The following is an 18,493-nucleotide window of genomic DNA, read 5'->3' on the forward strand; positions in this document are numbered from 1 at the left end:
TCCTCAAGCCACAGCTTGCGCCGTGTTTCCCAAGAAGAAGATGCCTCCTTCTTGCGTATCCGGTCTTAGCATTCGTTTCCGAATGTTATCCCGGTCTTGAGGGCAGGTTGCCTACGTGTTACTCACCCGTCCGCCGCTAACCTTCTCAGGAGCAAGCTCCCTTGAAGATCCGCTCGACTTGCATGTATTAGGCACGCCGCCAGCGTTCGTCCTGAGCCAGGATCAAACTCTCCATAAAGGTGAAACCTTATCAGAGAGCCTTGAAGGCTCAATTCATTGCTGGTATTGCACGATTACACTCGATGTTCAGTTTTCAAGGAACAAGTTCGTTGCTCTTGCTTCGTTGTCGCTGCCGTTCAGCGGCGACTTGAATAATATATCACGTTGAATAGGCGAATGCAACTGTTTTTTCGAATTTTATTTTGATTTTCTGCACATGCTTGAATCGGCGCCTCTCTTCTATAGAGGAGAAGACCGGACAGCAAGGCGCTTGCCGCCCGCTTCCGGTCTTCGTCTTACGTCGAGTAGATCGCGCATATATAAAGGTCGCGCTGCTTGTTCAGATTGATGATCTCCCCATAGACGGACACCATCGGACGGGTCGGATGGCTGCGATCGGTGAACACGATCTCGCCTACGCGATTGTCGTTCAGTTGAACAAGCATGCCGTTGTGGAACTGGGTCGTCCGGTCGATGAACGTCTGCACGTACAACGGATCCAGCTTGCCGAACGCCTCCGACTGGAGCTGCTCCAGCACGAGGTACGGCGACTCCGCCTTCCGATGGTGGCGGTCCGACGTCATCGCATGATACATATCCGCGATAGCGACGATCTTGGCATACGGATGAATCTTCTCCCCCGTCACCTTCATCGGGTATCCGCTTCCGTCGATGCGCTCATGATGCTGCAGAGCGGCCAAGGAGATCCCCTGATTAAGAGAAGCGACTCCTTCCAGCAGCCTGAAGCCGTAGACGGTGTGCTGCCTCATCTCGTGCAGTTCCTCGGCGGTAAGGCGGCTCGGCTTGCGGAAGATCGCCGAATCGATGCGGACGTTCCCGATATCGTGAAGGAGGCCGGCGAGAGCGATCGCCGTCCAGTCCTTGTCCGGGAACTTGCACCAGCGCGCGAGTTGGTACGAAGTCAGAGCGACCAGCACGCTTTTGCGAACCCAACGCTCCGTCTGTCCCCCGTCGAACGGCGGGGAGAACATAAGGACGTTGTAATCGTCGATGAGCTCCAACAGTTCCCGAAGCCCGTTGCGAATCTCGAGGATGGGGATCTTCTGCCCGGGACCGACCTGCGTGAACGCCCACTTGAGCAGCTTCTCCATGCTAAGGAACTTCTGCTGCAGAGGAAGCAGGCTGGCTTCCGCGGCGGCCGCTTCGTCGGTCGCTTCGTCCCCGCCGGATTCGGCGAGTCCGCTGCGGCGGACGTCTACGTTCGGGATAAGGAACGCCTGCAGAATCTCCAGGTCGCGAGCCGTCAGCGTCCGGCCCTCCTGCAGCAATACACTACCCATGGCCGTCTGGACGTCGGTCGCCAGACGATCGCCTGCCTGAACTTGTGAAGTGGGCAATACCGGCATGGCGTTGTTCCTCCCCGTCTATCCCATGAATAAATCGAATTCCGCTACCATAGCCGGTCGAGCCGGGCGGTCCGGAGCCAGGTTATTCGGCCTGCCCGTCCGGTTCGCCTTGACCGTTCTCTTCGTCCGTCTCGTCCGAATCCTCGCTTTTCGGCGCGCGCGCTACCGTGGCGACGAAGTCCTCTTCCTTGATGTTGATCAGCTTGACGCCCTGGGTGATCCGTCCCATCGTGTTGATGCCGGACATGCTCGTCCGGATCAGCGTACCCGAAGACGTCATGATCATCAGATCCTCGTCGTCGCGAACGACCTTCAGGCTGACGATCGGGCCGTTCTTGTCCGTCACGTTCAGCGTCTTGATGCCCTTGCCGCCGCGCGTCTGCGTGCGATACTCGGCTACCGGCGTCCGCTTGCCGTAGCCCTTCGAAGTGACGATCAGCACGTCGCGGTCCGGATCGACGACGTCCATGTCGATAACCTTGTCGTTGTCGTCGAGCTGGATGCCCTTGACGCCCGTCGCGGAACGGCCCATGGAGCGCACGTCCTTCTCGGAGAACCGGATCGACATGCCTTCGCTCGTTCCCATCACGATCTCCCGCTCCCCGTCCGTCAGCTTGACGCCGATCAGGTCGTCGTCCTCGCGCAGGGAGATGGCGATCAGGCCGACCTTGCGGATGTTCGCGTAATCGTCCAGCGGTGTCTTCTTGACGATGCCGGCGCGGGTCGCGAAGAACAAGTACTGATTCGGCTCGAACGCCTCCACCGGGATAACCGCGTTGATCGTCTCGCCCTGTTCGATCTGGATCAGGTTGATGATCGGCGTCCCCCGCGCGGTGCGGCTCAGATCCGGAATCTCGTAGGCCTTGAGCCGGAACACCCGTCCCTTGTTCGTGAAGAACAGCAGGTAGTGGTGGGTGTTGGAGATGAACAGATGCTCGATGAAGTCGTCATCCTTCGTATCCATGCCCACGACGCCCCGGCCGCCGCGCTTCTGGCTGCGGTAGGTCGACACCGGCAGGCGCTTGACGTAGCCGGTATGCGTCATCGTGATGACGACGTCGTCGCGCGGGATGAGATCTTCGTCGAGAATCTCGTTGTCGCCGATCGTAATCTCCGTGCGGCGCTCGTCGCCGAATCTCGTCTTGATCTCCTCGAGCTCTTCGTTGATGATCTGCAGGACGAGCTGCTCGTCGCCGAGAATCGCCTTGTATTCGGCGATCTTCTGGATGAGCTCGTTGTACTCCTGCTCGAGCTTCTCGCGTTCCAATCCGGTGAGCCGGCGCAGACGCATGTCGAGGATCGCTTGAGCCTGGTCGAAGCTCAGGCCGAACCGTTCCATCAAGCCGTTGCGGGCTTCCTCGTCGGATTGCGACGCGCGGATCAGCGCGATCACTTCGTCCAGATGGTCGAGCGCGATGCGCAACCCTTGCAGGATGTGGGCTCTCGCTTCCGCCTTCTTCAGGTCGTATTCCGTCCGGCGGCGAATGACCTCGATCTGGTGCTGAAGGTAGTAGAACAGCACTTCCTTCAGGTTCAGAACCTTCGGCTCCTTGTTGACGATGGCCAGCATATTGATGCCGAACGTCGACTGCATCGCCGTCTGCTTGTACAGGTTATTGAGCACGACGTTCGGGTTCACGTCCCGGCGCAGCTCGATGACGATGCGCATGCCGTTGCGGTCCGATTCGTCCCGCAGGTCGGTGATGCCGTCGATCTTCTTCTCCCGCACGAGCTCGGCGATCTTCTCGACGAGACGGGCCTTGATGACCTGGTACGGCAGCTCGTGCACGATGATGCGGGCCTTGTTGCCCGTCTCTTCGATCTCGGCCCGCGCGCGCATCGTCACCGATCCGCGGCCGGTCGTATAGGCTTGGCGGATTCCTTCGCGGCCGAGCACGTAGCCGGCCGTCGGGAAGTCCGGACCCTTGATATATTCCATCAGATCGATCGGCGTCAGATCCGGATCCCGGATCAGCGCTTGGACGCCTTCGATGACTTCGGTCAAGTTGTGCGGAGGAATGTTGGTCGCCATCCCGACCGCGATCCCGGTCGTGCCGTTCACGAGCAGGTTCGGGAACCGCGAAGGCAGAACCTCCGGCTCCTGCTCCTCCCCGTCGTAGTTCGGGATGAAGTTGACCGTCTCCTTGTTGATATCGCGGAGCAGCTCCATCGCGATCTTGGACAGCCGGGCCTCCGTATAACGCATGGCCGCCGCGAAGTCGCCGTCGACGGAACCGAAGTTCCCTTGGCCTTCGACGAGCATGTAGCGCATCGAGAAGTCCTGGGCCATCCGCACCATCGCCTCGTAGATGGAGGAGTCGCCGTGCGGGTGGTACTTACCCATGACTTCGCCGACGATCCTCGCCGACTTCTTAAACGGCTTGTCCGGCGCCATTCCGAGCTCCGACATCCCGTACAGAATACGACGGTGAACCGGCTTCATGCCATCCCTGACGTCCGGCAAAGCGCGGCTGACGATCGTGCTCATCGCGTAACTCATAAACGATTCCCGCATCTCGACGCCGATATCCTGGTCGCGAATGTGGGAGCGTTGCTCTTCCGACATGAAGATCCTCCTTCATCGTTGCAAAGCGGATTCGAAGCCGTCCGATGCCGGTCCGATCCGCTTCCTAATCTTGCGCGCCCGCTCACACCGCGGGAAGGCAACCGTCATACCCTAATTAGGATGAATAATTCCATTATAGCATAATGTTGAGGGGAAAGGGGGGCGAGCCCCGATGACGATCCAGCGCGTTCGCAGCAAAGCGGCGAAGACGGAAGCGCTGCTGGCCAATCCCGACCTGGCCGTCCATATCCCCGATACGAGGCCGATGAACCGCGCTTCGGTCCGGGATATGCTGAACCGGTACGGCATGATCTACGTGAAGCCCGTGAACGGCACGTTCGGGAAGGGCGTCATCCGCTTGGAATGGCGAACGGGGGAACCGATCCCTTACCGATTCCAGTGCGGTCTCCGCCAATACCGGTTCCAGTCGTACGAATCCATGTATAACAAACTGCTGACCGTCAAAAGAAAAAGGAATTACCTGTCGCAGCAAGGAATCGAGCTCCTGAAGCACGACGACAGGCGCTTCGACTTCCGCGTCATGGTGCAGAAGAATCCCGAGTCGGCCTGGGAGACGACCGGCATCATCGGAAGATTGGCCTACCCGGGCAAGATCGTCACGAACTATCACAGCGGGGGAACGCCGATGCCGCTGGGCGCCCTTCTGGCCGAACACCTGCCGGAGTCCATCCGACTGGACGAGTACCAAGAGGTTCTCGACATCCTGGGCGTGGAAGTCGCCCGAACGCTCGAACGGAGGTTCCCGAGAATCCGGGAGATCGGCGTGGACGTAGCCATCGACGCCGATCTGAAGCCCTGGATTCTCGAGGTGAACACGAAGCCGGACCCCTTCTTGTTCCGCAAGCTCAAAGATCCCGCCGTCTTCCGCCGGATCTATTCTTACGCCGTCGCGTACGGCCGCTTCCCTTCCCGCAGAAGGGCGCGGAAGCGGCAGCGAGGAAGCCGGAAGAAGCCGAGCCAATAAACAGCCACCCGCCGTTCCCGCAACGCGCGGATCGCAGTTCGGCCCGTCGGGGGCCGACTCTCTCCATGCGTTGCCTCGGCGGGTGGCAAAGGCTCTTGTGCCGGCGGCGTTCGCGCTCGGTCTAGACGTCCAGATCCTTGACGGACCTGGCGTATTGGTGAATGAAGTCGCGCCGCGGCTCGACGTTGTCGCCCATCAGCGTGTCGAACAACAGGTCGGCCTTCATTCCGTCTTCGATTCTCACCTGGAGCATCGTCCGGCTCTCCGGGTCCATGGTCGTCTCCCACAGCTGCTCCGCGTTCATCTCGCCCAGACCTTTGTACCGCGCCACGTTGATCTTGGCGCCTTCGCCGAACTCGGCGATGATGGCGTCGCGTTCCGCTTCGTTCATCGCGTAGCGGATCACCTTGCCCCGCTCGACCTTGTACAGCGGCGGCTGCGCGATGTAGACGTAGCCCGCTTCGATCAGCTTCCGCATGTAGCGGTAGAAGAAGGTGAGCAGCAGGGTCCGGATGTGGGCCCCGTCGACGTCGGCGTCGGTCATGATGACGATCTTGTGGTAGCGCGCCTTGGACAGGTCGAAGTCGTCCCCGATGCCCGTGCCGAGCGCCGTGATGATCGCCCGGATCTCCATGTTGGACAGAATGCGGTCCAGGCGCGCCTTCTCGACGTTCAGAATCTTGCCCCGCAGCGGCAGGATCGCCTGGAAGTGGCGATCGCGGCCCGACTTGGCCGAGCCGCCCGCGGAGTCCCCTTCGACGATGAACAGTTCGCTGATCGACGCGTCCTTGGACGAGCAATCGGCGAGCTTGCCGGGGAGGGAGCTCACTTCGAGGGCGCTCTTGCGGCGGGTCAGCTCGCGAGCCTTCCGCGCCGCTTCGCGCGCGCGGGAAGCCTGCAGCGACTTCTCCACGACCTTGCGGGCGACGGACGGGTTCTCGTTCATGAATTCGAGCAGCTTCTCCGCCAGCAGCGATTCCACGATGCCGCGGACCTCGCTGTTGCCGAGCTTCGTCTTCGTCTGGCCTTCGAACTGCGGCTCCGGAATCTTGACGGAGATGATCGCCGTCAAGCCTTCGCGCACGTCGTCGCCGGTCAGGTTCGACTCGCTCTCCTTCACGAGCCCCGCCTTCCGCGCGTAGTCGTTGATGATCCGCGTCAAGGCGCTCTTGAAGCCGGATTCGTGCGTGCCGCCTTCATGCGTATTGATATTGTTCGCGAAGGAGTAGATGTTCTCCGTATATCCGTCGTTGTACTGCATCGCGATCTCGCACTGGATGTAATCCTTGGTTCCCTCGACGTAGATCGGCAATTCGTGCAGCGGCTCGCGCGTCTTGTTCAGGAACTGGACGAACTCGATGATGCCGCCGTCGTATTTGAAAGTCTCGCTCATGCCCGTTCTCTCGTCGGTGAGCGAGATCTGTATGCCTTTGTTCAGAAAAGCGAGCTCCCGAATCCGCCCGGCCAGCGTATCGTAGTCGTACTCCGTCGTCTCCGTGAAGATCTCGGGGTCCGGCTTGAACCGCGTCTCGGTGCCGGTCTCCTCGGTGTCGCCGATAATCTTCAAGTCGTATTGCGGCACGCCGCGGCGATATTCCTGCATGTGAATATGGCCTTCGCGCTTGACCTTGACGACGACCATCTCCGACAAGGCGTTCACGACCGAGATGCCGACGCCGTGAAGACCGCCGGATACCTTGTACCCTTCGCCGCCGAACTTGCCGCCGGCGTGAAGGACGGTCATGACGACCTCTAGCGTCGAGCGCTTCATCTTCGGATGCTCGCCGACCGGGATGCCCCGCCCGTTGTCGATGACGGTGATGCTGTTGTCTTCGTGAATGATGACTTGGATCTGCGTGCAATATCCCGCCAAGGCTTCGTCGATACTGTTGTCGACGACTTCCCACACGAGATGGTGAAGCCCCTTGCCGCTCGTCGAGCCGATGTACATGCCGGGGCGCTTGCGAACCGCTTCCAAACCTTCCAATACCTGTATCTGACTCTCGTCGTAAGTTTGCTGTTGCGAATTCAAGGACAAACCCTCCACCGCCTTCTTTGCGTTGACGCGCTGCTATTCACGGGGCCGGCTTGGCAGCTAGATGCCCATGAGCCGCGCCCTTCCGCTATAGATCGACAAGATGATGTGCCCTTTTCTTTAACGTGGATGAGGAAATGGGCGAATAATAGACGCGTTCATCCGTGACGACAATCGACTTCGCGTCTTCCTCCCCGATCGTCTCCACTTCGCGGTTCTTGCGCGCCTGCGCCACGAACTGCCGCGACAGCTTGGAAGACTGCTCGATCGAGATATCGAAGATGGCGACGACCTGCGACGTGCGGATGATCTTCTCTCCGCCGAGATGAATGTACATGGCGAGCCTCCTCCAGCTCCTGGTTCAAGGCAACACTTCCCCGTGCCTCACGTGGTACACGGCCGCATCCTTCAGCCGGCTCATGTTCACGCTCTCGAGCCCGGTCGTCGTGATGAACGTCTGCACCCGGCTCTGGAACGTCTCGATGAGCTGCGTCTGCCTCATCTGGTCCAGCTCGGACAGGACGTCGTCCAAGAGCAGCAGAGGATATTCCCCGATCTCCTCCCGCATGAGCTCGAGCTCGGCGAGCTTGAGCGACAGCGCGGTCGTGCGCTGCTGTCCTTGAGATCCGAACGATTGGACGTCCTTCCCGTTGATGAAGAAGGCCAGATCGTCCCTGTGGGGACCGACTAGCGTCGTCCCCCGGCGGAATTCCTGCTCTCTTCCTTGTGTTAACTTTAACATAAATTGATCGAATAAAGAAGATTGATCTTGGGAATGGCTCCCAAGATCCCCCCCGAACGAAGGGCGGTACTCCACGGTCAATCGTTCGGCTCCATTCGTGATGCCCTCATGGATTTTCTCGGCCCAACTTTGCAGCTTTACGATAAAGTTTTGCCTTTTCTGCATCATTTTAACACCTGAGCTGACCAGCTGTTCGTTCCAGACGTCGAGCATCTCCTGCGAAGCGTGCCGGGGATCCGTCGCCTTCAGGTAGTTGTTCCTCTGCTGCATGATCCGTTGGTACTGCTGGGAATCGTACAAATAGCCGGGGTGCACCTGGCCGATCTCCATGTCCATGAACCGGCGGCGCACACCCGGCGCTCCCTTGACGATATCCAGATCCTCCGGCGCGAACAGCACGACGTTGACCGTGCCGACGAAGCCGCTCAGCTTCCGCTGCTCCAATCCGTTCACCTTCGCCCGCTTGCCTTGGGGCGACAGCTGCAGCTCGAGCTCGACCGCCCCGTGCTTGCGTTCGAGCTCGGCGCGGATGCGGGCCGACGGCTGGTTCCAGCCGATCAGCTCCTTGTCCTTCGACGTGCGGTGCGACTTGGTCAAGGCCAGCACGTGAATCGCCTCGAGCAGGTTGGTCTTGCCCTGGGCGTTCGGCCCGATGAGGATGTTGACGCCGGCGCCGGTGGCGAGCTCCAGATGCTCGTAGTTGCGGTATCCGTGTAGCTCCAAGCGTTTCAACTGCATGTTCGGATTCCTTTCCCGGTATTAGCGGGTCTTCACGACGATAACCCCGAAGCCCTCCACGTCGACGGAGTCGCCGGGCACGAGCTTGCGTCCGCGCCGGTTCTCCGGCTCGCCGTTCACCGTCACCTTGCTCTCCTGGAGGAAGGCCTTGACCTCCCCGCCGGAGCCGACGACGTCGGCCAGCTTGAGCGCCTGGCCGAGCGTGATGTATTCGGTCGATATCGCAACTTCTCTCATATGGGTCACCCCCGTTCGCCTCAGTTCGTCGTCCGGTACGGAAGAATGAGATGAAGGCTGTTGTCGTGGTCCGGCTTGATGATGATCGGGCTCATCGCCCCGGTTAAGCCGATGAACAGCTTCTCGCTGTCGACGACCTTAAGCACGTCCAGCATGTATTTGGAGTTGAACGCGATGCGAAGCGGATCTCCGCGCAATTCCGACACGGACAGCTGCTCCTGCACACGGCCGAGTTCCGAGGAGCTCGAAGAGATCTCGACGCCTCCGGATTCGGTCGTGGACAGGCGAACGATGTTCGTCTTCTCCTCGCGGGACAGCAAGTAAGCGCGGTCGATCGCGTCGCTCAGCGCCTTCGTGTTCAAAATCAGTTCTGTCCGGAAGCTCGTCGGAATAATCTTGGTAGTATCCGGGAACGTCCCGTCCAGCATCCGGGTGAAGAACAGCACGTTGCCGAGCTTGAACAGCACCTGGTTGTCGGCGACGACGATGTCCACAAGCGTGTTCTGGTCGGGAATGATCTTCGACAGCTCGTTGAGCGTCTTGCCCGAGATGACGACGTTCGAGAAGCGAAGCTGCTCCGGCACGTCCGTCTGGATCTTGCAGGTGGCCAAGCGGTGACGGTCCGTCGCGACGAACTTGAATACGCCGTCCTGCAGGCTCCACAGAACGCCGGTCAGAATCGGAGTCGATTCGTTGGTGGTGACGGCGAATACCGTCTGTCGAATCATCGACTTCAGCAGGTCTCCCGGAATGGAGAACACCTGATCTTCTTCGAGGACTGGGAGAACGGGGAACTCCTCCGGATCGAGGCCGACGAGCTGGATGTCGATCGCCCCCGACGTGATCTGGGTCTGGAACCGTTCGCCGACCTCGAGATGAACTTCTTCGTTCGGCAATTTGCGAACGATCTCGACGAAGAACTTGGCGGGAAGAACGACGCTTCCGCTGCGGTGAATCGTGACGATCGTCTTGTCGGCCGTCTCGAGAGGAATGAAGCTCTGGATCGATATATCGGTGTCGCTTGCCGTCAACGTCACGCCTTGCGCGCTCGTCTCGATCTTGATGCCGCTCAAGATCGGGATCGTCGTGCGAGCCGATACCGCCTTGGCCACGTGCTGGACCGCTTCGTTCAATTCGTTGCGAGAGATCGTCAATTTCATGGGCTCACCTCGTCCATTTCGGCTTATTGTAGGAAGTCTTAATAATAGAGTCGTAGCAGTAGGCGGCGTGGATATGTGGATAAGTGCGAAAAAGCGCGAAAACGCAAGCCTATCCACATGTGCATGCTTTGTGCATAGGCTTTACGGTTTTCCACGGGGATAAGTTGCGATTGCCGTCGATTTAGGTCAGGCTTTTGATTTTCTCCGTCAGATTCTGAATGATCTTGTAGAGCTCCTGGTCCTGCTTGAGCTGCTGCGAGATCTTCTCGTGGGCGTGAATGACGGTCGTATGGTCCCGCCCGCCGAACGCTTCGCCGATCTTCGGCAGGGAATAGTCGGTCATCTCTCTCGACAGATACATCGCGATCTGACGAGGGAAGGCGACGGCCTTCGTCCGTTTGCGCGCCTTGAAGTCCTCCAGCTTGAGACCGTAGAACTCCCCGACCCTCTGCTGAATGTCCTGGATCGTGATCAGCCGGTTGCGTCCCGTAGGAAGAATATCCTTCAACGCCTCGGCCGCCAGATGGGACGATACGTCCTGGTTCGTGAGGGAGGAGTAGGCCACGATCCGGATCAGGGCGCCTTCGAGCTCGCGGATGTTCGAATCGATCATGTTGGCGATGTAGACCATCGCTTCGTTCGGAATATCGAGGTTCTCGGCCTTCGCCTTCTTGCGGAGAATCGCGATCCGCGTCTCCAGGTCCGGCGGCTGAATGTCGGTGATGAGCCCCCACTCGAACCGGGAACGCAGCCGTTCCTCGAGCGTCGGGATCTCCTTCGGCGTCCGGTCGCTGGAGATGATGATCTGTTTATGCTCCTCGTGCAGCGCGTTGAATGTATGGAAGAACTCTTCCTGCGTTCCGTCCTTGCCCGCCAGGAACTGAATATCGTCGATCAGCAGAACGTCGATATTGCGGTACTTGTTGCGGAAGCTCTCGCCGCGGTTGTCGCGAATCGCGTTGATGAACTCGTTGGTGAACTTCTCGGAAGAGATGTAGAGCACCTTCGTGTTCGGGTTGTGTTCCAAAATATAATGGCCGATCGCGTGCATCAAGTGCGTCTTGCCCAGTCCGACGCCGCCGTACAGGAACAGCGGGTTGTACGCCTTCGCGGGCGCTTCCGCCACCGCGAGGGAAGCGGCGTGCGCGAAGCGGTTGCCGGCTCCGATGACGAACGTGTCGAACGTATACTTCGGGTTGAGCATATGGGAGATGCTCTCTTCGGGCTGAACCGGCTGCGCGGCCGGAATCGGCGGCATCGGCGCCGGAGGCTCGGCCGGGCGGGCTTCCTCGATGGCGAACTTGACGTCCACCGTTCTCCCTAAATAATCGGATAGCGCAGTTGAAACCAGCTTCGTATATCGGGTCTCCAGCCATTCGGCGGCAAACGTAGTGGGAGCGGTTACAACGACCGTGTCCTCGTTCAGGAAGGAAGCTTTGGTCGCTTTGAACCAGGTATCGTAACTCGGTTTGCTCAATTTGGTTTGGATGACCGACAATACCTGCTGCCATATCTCGCTGCTGCGGCTGTCCATCTGAATAGTCACTCCTTTAACCCATCAGGCGGACCAGGGCGGCGGATTGTCGAATGACGACGGGTCGACGACAACTTATCCACATAATTCCCTGAATTCTTTATGGGGATGTCCAGAAGAAGAGGGTGTTGTTCACAAAGTTATACACAGCCTGTTAATAAAAGACGTCCGTTTGGAGGATATCCACTGAAAAAGATCGAACTAATCATAGCAGAACAACCCGCGAAATTCAACGGATTCCGGCATGTTATCCACAAATTCAATAACTTGTGGATGAATTCTGTGCACAACACTAGATATTGTTGATAAATTGTGAGACAATTCGACAAAGTTCTGGACACCCCGAAATTTCGACTCGATTTATTCACATGTGCATAATTCAGAAGCGGGGGTCGCCAGGGGCCGAACGGATCTCGTTGACTTTTGGGCGCTCCTATGGTTTAATAAGAAGACCTGAGTTTTCAAGGTTAGGGGGTATTGAGCGGTGGGTCCTACATTTAAGCCGAATGTAAGCAAGCGGAAGAAGGTTCACGGATTCCGTAGCCGTATGAGCACGAAGAACGGACGCAAAGTTCTGAAAGCTCGCCGTCAAAAGGGACGTAAAGTGCTGTCTGCTTAAGGATAAAGAGACCACGTCGGTGGTCTTTTTTCTTTATTCGCGGACGATAATAGATAAGAAGGAATAGAAGCATCGAGAGTCGGAGGAAGGTGTAAGATGCAGAGGAAGCTGCGCCTTCGGAACAGGGAGGACTTCAGCCGGATCTATCGCCAGGGGCGATCGTTCGCCAACTCGCAGTTCGTCGTCTATTGGCGGAAGCGGCCGGAGACGGAGCGGTTCCGCCTGGGCATATCCGCGAGCAGCAAGCTGGGCGGCGCCGTTGTGAGGAACCGGATGCGCCGGATGGTGAAGGAGATCGTGCGGCTGAACGCGCACAAGCTGAACGACGAGACGGATCTGATCCTGATCGTGCGCAAGCCGGCCTTGTCTCTTCCTTATATAGAGATGGAGAAAAGCGTCCTGCACGTCCTTCGCAAGGCGGGGCTGCTCAAAGGGTCTTCGCCGGCGGTCCGGACGCCCGCGAAGAAGGGTCCGGGAGGCGGCGCTCCCCGCTCGAAGAACGCGTCGCCGCGCGCTTTCCTTTGTCTTTAATATTATGGTATAGTTGTCTTGGACAAGAAGCCTGCAAGGCAAGGGATCGTTCCGCATTCGGAGCGGGAAGGTTACCTTTATTCTTACCGGGTGCTAGGCGCGACGTCTCCGCGGCGCCGGAAGGCGGCTTGGGACGTTTTTTTTGCACGACTACTATAAATCGGTTTCCTGGGGCTAGAGAGGAGTTTGTGCGTGTTGTTGCGTAACCGCAAATTTTGGGTTTTGCTCGGTCTGTTGACCACGGTTATGGTGTTCCTGTCCGGCTGTACGCCGACCACCACGAAGACGACGACGGAAGGCTTGCTCGAGCGGGGATGGTGGGACAGCAACGTCGTTTACTGGTTCTCGCTTATGCTCGACAAGTTCGCCGAATGGTTCGGCGGCAATTACGGCTTGTCGATTCTGATTCTGACGGTCATCGTCCGGACGATCATCCTGCCGCTGAGCATCAAGCAGTACAAGAATTCGAAGGCGATGCAGAAGCTGCAGCCCGAGATGATGAAGCTGAGAGAGAAGCACAAGGACGACCCCCGCAAGCAGCAGGAAGAGATGATGAAGCTCTACCAGGAGCATCAAGTCAATCCGCTGGCCGGATGTCTGCCTCTCATTATCCAGATGCCGATCTTCATCGCCTTGTACCGGGCCATTACGGTCAACGAGACGATCAGCACGCATCAATTCCTCTGGCTGGAGCTCGGCAAGCCGGACCATCTCTATATTCTTCCCGTCATCGCCGCGATTACGACGTTCGTTCAATCGTATATGATGATGACGATGCAGCCTCAGCAGCAGATGGGTCCGATGAAGGCGCTTATGTTCGTCTTCCCGGTTCTGATCTTCGTGATGGCGCTGTCGTTCCCGTCGGCTCTGCCGCTCTACTGGATTTACACCAACGTGTACACCATTATTCAGAACTATTTCATGTATGGACGTTCGCCGAAACCGCAAGGTACAGGCAAGGAGGCCATGCCCAATGAAAAAGCTGGTGGCAACCGGAAAAACAGTGGAAGAGGCAGTAAGAAACGGTCTTAATCAGCTCGGAGTCGACCGGGACCGCGTGAACGTCGCGGTCTTGGAGCAGCCCAGCAAGGGGCTGTTCGGCCTGATCGGCGCCAAGGAAGCGAAGGTGGAATTGGAGCTGCGGCCGGACGGCGTGGAAGAGGCGATCGCGTTCCTTCGCGAGGCGACCGCCGCCATGCAGCTGAAGGTGAACGTGGAGAGAGAGGACGACCACGATCAGGTGCTGATCAACCTGACCGGATCGGATCTGGGCATCTTGATCGGCCGTCGGGGCCAGACTCTCGACTCCTTGCAGTATTTGACCAATATCGTCGCCAATCGCCATTCCGACAAGCACCTGCGAATCGTGCTGGACGCGGAGCAGTTCCGGCTTCGCCGGCGCCAGACGCTCGAAGCCTTGTCGGACCGGATGGCAGGACGAGTCGTGAAGACGAGGAAGGAAGTCGTGCTGGAGCCGATGTCCTCCCAGGAGCGCAAGATCATCCACGCACGCCTGCAGTCGCACCCCCAAGTGAAGACGTATAGCCAAGGCGATGAACCGCATCGATGCATCGTCATTGCTCTTAAGTAAATCGTCGCAACCACGCAATGGCTTCCGCACGTTAGCGGAGCATTGCGTTTTTTCATATTTTCGCAAGCGAAGAAGAGGGAGCGTCCAATGACGGAAGATACGATAGCCGCGGTGGCGACCGCGCTCGGAGAAGGCAGCATCGCGGTCGTCCGGGTAAGCGGACCGGAAGCGGTCGAGCGGATCGCGCCGCTGTTCCGGTCGAAGACGGATTTGCGGGAAGCGAAGACGCATACGGTGAATTATGGGTGGATCGTCGATCCCGCCGATGGCGCGGTCGTCGACGAAGTTCTGGTTACGGTGATGAAGGGCCCAAGGTCGTTCACCGCGGAGGACGTCGTCGAGATCAGCACGCATGGCGGGATCGTGGCCGTTCAGTCGGTGCTGGAGCTTGTTCTTCGCAGCGGCGTGAGGATGGCGGAGCCGGGCGAGTTCACGAAGCGGGCGTTCCTGAACGGACGGATCGACCTGGCGCAGGCGGAGGCGGTCATCGACCTGATCCGCTCGAAGTCGAACCGGGCGTTCCAGGTGGCGAGAAGGCAGTCCGAAGGAGCGCTGTCGAAGAAGATCGTGCCGCTGCGCCGGCAGCTGATCGAGCTGCTCGCGCACGTCGAGGTGAATATCGACTATCCGGAGCACGATGTGGCGGAGATGACCGCTTCGGCGATTACCGAGACGTGCGGGAAGGTGTTGGAAGCCGTTCGCGGGCTCCTAAAAACGGCCGCGGAAGGCAAAATATTGAGGGAAGGCATCGTGACGGCGATCGTCGGCCGGCCGAATGCCGGCAAGTCTTCGCTGCTGAACGCGCTGGCTCAGGACAACAAGGCGATCGTCACCGACATTCCGGGAACGACCCGGGATATCGTCGAGGAATCGGTCTCGCTCTCCGGCATTCCGCTTAGGCTGCTGGATACGGCGGGAATTCGGGAGACGAGCGACGTCGTGGAGCGGATCGGCGTCGAACGTTCGCGGGGAGCCTTGAACGAGGCGGACTTGATTCTGCTCGTGCTGAACCACAACGAGCCGCTGCACGAGGACGAGCGGCGGCTGCTCGAGGAACTCGAGGGACGGCCCGTCATCGTCGTCGTGAACAAGATCGACCTGCCCGGTCGATTGGAGCTGGACGAAGTGCGAAGCCGATTCGAAGCGGAGAGGATCGTCGAGATCTCCGCGAAGGAGGGGACGGGCATCGAGGCGCTCGAGCGAGCCGTCTCGAAGCTGTTCTTCGGCGGAAGCATCGAGAGCGAGGATCTGACGTATGTCAGCAACGCTCGCCATATTTCGCTTCTGCACGGGGCGGCGAAGTCGCTTCAGGATGCGATGGGCGCGGCGGAAGAGGGCATTCCGATCGACCTCATTCAGATCGACATCGCCGCGGCGTGGGAGCAGCTCGGCGAGATCGTCGGCGACTCCGTCGGGGAGTCGCTGCTGGATCAGATTTTCTCCCAATTCTGCTTGGGCAAGTAAAGGGACGGATCTTCGTCAGTCCTACTATATAAAGGAGGTATTACGCGTTATGAGTTATCATGCAGGCGATTATGACGTGATCGTGATCGGCGCCGGCCACGCGGGCTGCGAAGCGGCGCTGGCCGCCGCACGTATGGGCTGCGAGACGCTGCTGCTCACGATCAATCTCGATATGGTGGCGTTCATGCCGTGCAACCCGTCCGTCGGCGGACCGGCGAAGGGCCACGTCGTGCGCGAGATCGACGCCTTGGGCGGAGAGATGGGACGCAACATCGACAAGACGTTCATCCAGATGAGAATGCTGAATACGGGCAAAGGGCCGGCCGTCCATGCGCTGCGCGCCCAAGCGGATAAGTTCCTGTACCAGCATACGATGAAGGAGACGATCGAGAAGCAGGAGAGGCTCACCCTTCGCCAAGGGATGGCCGAGGAGCTGATCGTCGAAGACGGCGCCTGCCGCGGCGTCATCACGAAGACGGGCGCGGAGTACCGGGCGAAGGCCGTCGTTCTGACGACGGGCACCTACCTGCGCGGCAAGGTCATCATGGGCGAGCTCATGTACGAGAGCGGTCCGAACAATCAGCAGCCTTCCGTCAAGCTGTCCGAAAATCTGCGCAGCCTGGGGCTCGAGCTCGTTCGCTTCAAGACCGGCACGCCGCCCCGCGTTCATCAGGACACGATCGACTTCAGCAAGACGGAGATCCAGCCGGGCGACGACAAGCCGAAGTATTTCTCGTTCGAGACCGAATATTCCGACCTCGCCAACCAACAGATTCCTTGCTGGCTGACGTACACGTCGGAGGAGACCCACAAGATCATCAACGACAACCTGCATCGCGCTCCGATGTTCTCCGGCGCCATCGAAGGGACCGGTCCGCGCTACTGCCCGTCGATCGAAGACAAGATCGTCCGCTTCGCCGACAAGCCGAAGCATCAGATCTTCCTCGAGCCGGAAGGGCGGAACACGAAGGAATACTACGTGCAGGGCCTGTCGACGAGCATGCCGGAGGACGTTCAACTCCGCATTCTTCGCTCGATCCCGGGTCTGGAAAAGGTGGAGATGATGCGCACCGGCTACGCCATCGAGTACGACGCGGTCGTGCCGACGCAGCTGTGGCCTTCGCTCGAGACGAAGCTCATCCCGTATCTGTTCACCGCCGGCCAGATCAATGGCACCTCCGGCTATGAAGAAGCGGCCGGGCAAGGCATCATGGCCGGCATCAACGCGGCTCGCAAGGTGAAGGGGGAGGAGCCGGTCATCATCGATCGCTCCGCCGGCTACATCGGCGTCATGATCGACGACCTTGTGACCAAGGGGACCAACGAGCCGTATCGCCTGCTCACTTCCCGCGCGGAATATCGCCTTCTTCTGCGGCACGACAACGCGGATCTGCGGCTCACTCCGCTGGGCTACGAGATCGGGCTTATTCCGGAGGAGAGATACCGGAAGTTCCTCGACAAGAAGAACCGGGTCGAAGCGGAGATCGCCCGCTTGCGGGAGACGAAGTTCAAGCCGGACGAGGAAGTGCAAGCGATGCTCGCTTCCCTGGAATCCGCGCCGCTTCAGAACACGGTCGACGGCGTCACGCTGCTGCGTCGCCCCGAATTGTCCTACGCCGATCTCGAGAAGCTGTCTCCTTCGCCGGTCGAACTGACGGAAGACATGAAGGAGCAAGTGGAGATCCAGATCAAGTACACCGGTTATATCGAGAAGCAGCTGCAGCAGGTCGAGAAGCTGAGCAAGATGGAGAAGAAGCGCATTCCGGAGGACATCGACTACGGCATCATTCACGGATTGGCGACGGAAGCGAAGCAGAAGCTCGACAAGGTTCGTCCGCTCTCGATCGGCCAGGCTTCCCGCATCTCCGGCGTCACGCCCGCGGATCTGTCCATTCTGCTCGTCCACCTGGAGCATTACAACCGGGTGACGGCGGCGGCGCGGGGGTAACATGGACAGCGTGCAGGCATGGCTTCGCGAACAAGCCGAAGCAATCGGCATTTCCTTAAACGAAGGGCAGCTGGAGCAATTCGAGCTCTACTTCCGCTTGTTGGTCGAATGGAACGAGAAGATGAATTTGACCGGCATTACGGAGAGGGCAGCGGTGTACGAGAAGCACTTCTACGATTCGTTAACCGTCTCGCTCGCTTCGGATCTGAGAGGGGAGCGCGCGCTGGCCGACATCGGCTCCGGCGCGGGCTTCCCTTCGATCCCTCTCAAGATCGCTTTTCCGCAGCTGAAGATCACGATCGTCGATGCGCTGGCCAAGAGAATCCGATTCCTGGAGGAAGTCGCTTCTTCCCTCAAGCTTGACGGCGTCGCCTGCATTCACGGCAGGGCGGAGGATATCGCGAGGCTGCCGGCGCACCGGGATCGCTATGACGTCGTCACCGCCCGCGCGGTGGCCCGGCTAGCGGGATTGAACGAGCTGTGTCTTCCATTCGTCCGGGACGGGGGACTGTTCGTCGCGATGAAGGGGTCGGATCTGTCGGAGGAGATCGAAGAGAGTCGCTTCAGCATCAAGCAATTGAACGGCGAACTCCAGGAAGTGAAGCGGCTGGAGCTTCCGATCGAGCGCTCCGAGCGGCACCTTGTCCTTATCCGCAAGGTGCGCCCGACTCCCCAGTCTTACCCCCGCAAAGCGGGTGTTCCTCTGAAGATGCCGCTCCTCGGCACTTAACCCTCCATGTTCCACGTGAAACATTCG

Annotated in this window: 15 protein-coding genes, 1 rRNA gene and 1 pseudogene; 8 read left to right on the plus strand and 9 right to left on the minus strand. The window is 59.1% G+C overall.

Features of this window, described 5'->3' with window-relative positions:
* The 3 genes from H7B90_RS25555 to gyrA all read right to left on the minus strand — a co-directional run.
* Positions 1 to 238, minus strand: a 16S ribosomal RNA gene (locus tag H7B90_RS25555); the annotation flags it as partial.
* 277 nt (positions 239 to 515) lie between these two features.
* Entirely contained in the window at positions 516 to 1,586 is a 1,071-nt protein-coding gene (locus H7B90_RS25560; protein WP_185138734.1) for an HD-GYP domain-containing protein, read from the minus strand.
* Between the two features lie 82 nt (positions 1,587 to 1,668).
* Positions 1,669 to 4,152 (minus strand): DNA gyrase subunit A, encoded by a 2,484-nt coding sequence (gyrA, locus tag H7B90_RS25565; protein ID WP_185138735.1) that lies wholly within the window; start codon positions 4,150 to 4,152, stop codon positions 1,669 to 1,671.
* 172 nt (positions 4,153 to 4,324) lie between these two features.
* Here gyrA and H7B90_RS25570 point away from each other — a divergent pair, with 172 nt between their 5' ends.
* Positions 4,325 to 5,137, plus strand: coding sequence for a YheC/YheD family protein (locus tag H7B90_RS25570; protein ID WP_185138736.1), 813 nt, complete (start codon positions 4,325 to 4,327; stop codon positions 5,135 to 5,137).
* Between the two features lie 121 nt (positions 5,138 to 5,258).
* Here the strand turns inward: H7B90_RS25570 and gyrB are convergent, their stop codons facing one another.
* The 6 genes from gyrB to dnaA all read right to left on the minus strand — a co-directional run bounded on the left by gyrB (position 5,259) and on the right by dnaA (position 11,583).
* Complete coding sequence (gyrB, locus tag H7B90_RS25575) at positions 5,259 to 7,175, minus strand: DNA topoisomerase (ATP-hydrolyzing) subunit B (RefSeq protein WP_373315899.1); 1,917 nt, start codon at positions 7,173 to 7,175, stop codon at positions 5,259 to 5,261.
* 85 nt (positions 7,176 to 7,260) lie between these two features.
* Positions 7,261 to 7,509 (minus strand): extracellular matrix regulator RemB, encoded by a 249-nt coding sequence (remB, locus tag H7B90_RS25580; protein ID WP_185138738.1) that lies wholly within the window; start codon positions 7,507 to 7,509, stop codon positions 7,261 to 7,263.
* A 24-nt stretch (positions 7,510 to 7,533) separates the two neighbouring features.
* Positions 7,534 to 8,652 carry a DNA replication/repair protein RecF gene (gene recF, locus H7B90_RS25585; protein WP_185138739.1) on the minus strand — a complete coding sequence of 373 codons (1,119 nt, stop codon included), beginning with the start codon at positions 8,650 to 8,652 and terminating at the stop codon, positions 7,534 to 7,536.
* A gap of 21 nt (positions 8,653 to 8,673) precedes the next feature.
* Positions 8,674 to 8,889 carry a S4 domain-containing protein YaaA gene (gene yaaA, locus H7B90_RS25590; RefSeq protein WP_185138740.1) on the minus strand — a complete coding sequence of 72 codons (216 nt, stop codon included), beginning with the start codon at positions 8,887 to 8,889 and terminating at the stop codon, positions 8,674 to 8,676.
* Positions 8,890 to 8,909: 20 nt separating this feature from the next.
* Complete coding sequence (gene dnaN / locus H7B90_RS25595; protein WP_185138741.1) at positions 8,910 to 10,049, minus strand: DNA polymerase III subunit beta; 1,140 nt, start codon at positions 10,047 to 10,049, stop codon at positions 8,910 to 8,912.
* Between the two features lie 181 nt (positions 10,050 to 10,230).
* Positions 10,231 to 11,583, minus strand: a complete 1,353-nt coding sequence (gene dnaA / locus H7B90_RS25600; protein ID WP_185138742.1) for a chromosomal replication initiator protein DnaA — start codon at positions 11,581 to 11,583, stop codon at positions 10,231 to 10,233.
* A gap of 484 nt (positions 11,584 to 12,067) precedes the next feature.
* Between dnaA and rpmH the strand changes: the two genes are divergently transcribed.
* The 7 genes and pseudogenes from rpmH (at position 12,068) to rsmG (ending at position 18,466) form a co-directional block, all read left to right on the plus strand.
* The gene (gene rpmH / locus H7B90_RS25605; RefSeq protein WP_084423307.1) at positions 12,068 to 12,202 is read left to right on the plus strand and encodes a 50S ribosomal protein L34; all 135 of its coding nucleotides are present in this window, start codon (positions 12,068 to 12,070) and stop codon (positions 12,200 to 12,202) included.
* A gap of 96 nt (positions 12,203 to 12,298) precedes the next feature.
* A pseudogene (gene rnpA / locus H7B90_RS25610) lies at positions 12,299 to 12,640 on the plus strand (ribonuclease P protein component); the annotation flags it as partial.
* Between the two features lie 279 nt (positions 12,641 to 12,919).
* A complete protein-coding gene (locus tag H7B90_RS25615; RefSeq protein ID WP_373315900.1) occupies positions 12,920 to 13,765 on the plus strand; it encodes a YidC/Oxa1 family membrane protein insertase in 846 nt (281 codons plus the stop codon).
* Entirely contained in the window at positions 13,707 to 14,324 is a 618-nt protein-coding gene (gene jag, locus H7B90_RS25620) for an RNA-binding cell elongation regulator Jag/EloR (protein WP_185138744.1), read from the plus strand. Before H7B90_RS25615 ends, jag begins: the two co-directional genes overlap by 59 nt.
* 87 nt (positions 14,325 to 14,411) lie before the next feature.
* Positions 14,412 to 15,788, plus strand: a complete 1,377-nt coding sequence (mnmE, locus tag H7B90_RS25625; RefSeq protein WP_185138745.1) for a tRNA uridine-5-carboxymethylaminomethyl(34) synthesis GTPase MnmE — start codon at positions 14,412 to 14,414, stop codon at positions 15,786 to 15,788.
* A 49-nt stretch (positions 15,789 to 15,837) separates the two neighbouring features.
* Complete coding sequence (mnmG, locus tag H7B90_RS25630) at positions 15,838 to 17,736, plus strand: tRNA uridine-5-carboxymethylaminomethyl(34) synthesis enzyme MnmG (RefSeq protein WP_185138746.1); 1,899 nt, start codon at positions 15,838 to 15,840, stop codon at positions 17,734 to 17,736.
* A 1-nt stretch (position 17,737) separates the two neighbouring features.
* On the plus strand, positions 17,738 to 18,466 hold the full coding sequence (gene rsmG, locus H7B90_RS25635; RefSeq protein ID WP_185138747.1) for a 16S rRNA (guanine(527)-N(7))-methyltransferase RsmG: 729 nt from the start codon (positions 17,738 to 17,740) through the stop codon (positions 18,464 to 18,466).
* The last annotated feature ends 27 nt before the right edge of the window (positions 18,467 to 18,493 follow it).

The organism is Cohnella xylanilytica, assembly GCF_014212175.1.
Classification (GTDB): Bacteria; Bacillota; Bacilli; order Paenibacillales; family Paenibacillaceae; genus Cohnella; species Cohnella xylanilytica.